The organism is Hominiventricola sp. (assembly GCF_057604405.1).
The window spans coordinates 1-1,975 of record NZ_DBLYVB010000073.1; the positions used below are offsets into that span (position 1 = coordinate 1).

Annotated in this window: 3 protein-coding genes; all 3 read right to left on the reverse strand. The window is 42.7% G+C overall.

Features of this window, described 5'->3' with window-relative positions; translation table 11 throughout:
• On the reverse strand, positions 1–310 hold a 310-nt coding region (locus ACZMB2_RS14065), incomplete at its 3' end, for a VirB6/TrbL-like conjugal transfer protein, CD1112 family (protein WP_487597175.1).
• 12 nt (positions 311–322) lie between these two features.
• Positions 323–538, reverse strand: a complete 216-nt coding sequence (locus ACZMB2_RS14070; protein WP_017144663.1) for a Maff2 family mobile element protein — start codon at positions 536–538, stop codon at positions 323–325.
• A 121-nt stretch (positions 539–659) separates the two neighbouring features.
• Positions 660–1,975, reverse strand: a 1,316-nt coding sequence (locus ACZMB2_RS14075) for a VirD4-like conjugal transfer protein, CD1115 family (protein ID WP_487597176.1), incomplete at its 5' end; no start/stop codon positions are given.

A 1,975-nucleotide genomic window follows, 5' to 3' on the forward strand; every position in this document is an offset into this window, starting at 1 on the left:
AGATCCAGAGGAAAATATTGTAAGTCTCAAATTCATGGAAATTATTTTTCTGTGTTACCATCGTGATCAATTCATAGCAAAGGACAAAGGTGATGATCAGTCCCGCAATGGGGACAATCACTGTTTGGGATAAATTCTGAATCAGATTAAAAATCCCTGCATTCCATCCCTGCGGTGTCTGTCCCACCTGCCCGGCTATGGTTCCCACCTGCTCATTGACAGACGTGAACATGTTATCCAAACTTGACTTAATAAGCCCGATCAGGATATCCTTTATCGCTTCCGTAATTCTCTCAATGATGGTGTTCATCTACCACTCCTCTTAAGAGAACAATGTTGCCAGCTGTGGAATCAGGGTAGTTCCCAGCAGCATGATTCCGGCACCAGCCATCAGCTGTTTGATGCCCTGGCTCTTAGCGCCGGGATTGTCATTCCCATATCCTTCCAGAAGGTTTACGACACCCCACACGCCAAGACCTGCACCGATTGCGACTACAAGAGTTTTTAAAGTTGTAATTGCACTGCTAAAAAACGCCATATACATTCACCAAAACTGACTTTTTTCAGGTGTTTACGGGAATGAAAAAACACCGACTAAAAAGCCGGCGCACCTAATGTCAGTTATTCCTTTCCTCATTATTTTTCGTTCATTCCCAAGGTTACTCCGACAGTTCTACATGAATTACTTCCACCTCTTCTTCAGATTTCGGTGTGTACTGCGGATTTAACTCTTTCTCAACTTTGTATCGGTTCTTCTCGTTTTCATCTGCAAGAAGCCGATAGTTTTTGTGTTTCGTGATATCATATTTGTCCGAGAAAAATGGTCTGGCACCACGGATCTGCAGGATACATTTTCCTCCATCCATGACTGCAATCTCATCTTCTGTCATCAGCTGTTTGCCTGTTTTCTGGTAATTCAATCCAAAAGACTTCTGATTACTCCTCGTCTCCGAAGTGTTATACAGGTCAATGGTTTCCTTACCCAGAAGCTCACTCATTTCCTTTAATGTGGTCTTCTCTTTCCCACCAAGGAATAAAGTCGTATCACAGTTGCCCAGAATGGTATCTGCACTATCCTTATACATTGCCTTTAACTGACTCTGTGACTGCAAAATAATAGAAGCAGAGATTTCCCTGCTTCGGATAGTTGCGATCAGCTTGTCAAACTGAGGAATTTGTCCGATGTTGGCAAACTCATCAGCGATGACACGCACATGCACCGGAAGTCTTCCACCATATTCATCATCTGCCTTATCGCAAAGCAGATTGAAAAGCTGTGACTGCAACATCGCAATCACAAAGTTGAATGTGGTATCCGTATCGGACATAATCAGAAACAAGGCTGTTTTCCTGTCTCCGATCTTATCCAGCTCCATTTCATCGTAAGACATGATCTCACGAAGCTCTGCGATATCAAATGGGGCAAGTCTGGCACCACAGGAAATCAAAATCGACTTCGCCGTTTTGCCGGCGGCCATTTTGTATTTTTTATACTGTCTGACCGCAAAGTGCTGCGGATCTCTTTCTTCCAGTTCCTGGAACATCATATCCACTGGATTCTGGTAAGTTTCATCCTCTTCACGGGTTTCGCTTTCATTCAAAAGATCCAGAAGAGTATTCAGATTCTTTTCCTCTTCATCACCTTCATACCAGATAAAAGCAATCAGTGCTGTATACAGCAATTTCTCTGCTTTCACCCAAAAATCTTCGGAAGCTTTTTCCCCTTCGCCTTTGGTATTTACAATGATTGTTGTCACCAGCTTCAGGATATCTTTTTCAGACCGTATATAAGCAAATGGATTGTAATGAAGGGATTTAGAAAAATTGATCGTATTCAAAACCTTAATCACATAAGGCTCATATACCACTTTCCTGGATTTATCTTTGATGACATTTCCATCTTTATCCCTCTTCGGCGGTCCCTTTGCTAACATCTTCCCGCACTCCTCGATCAGAGTGCCTTTGGGATCTGTAA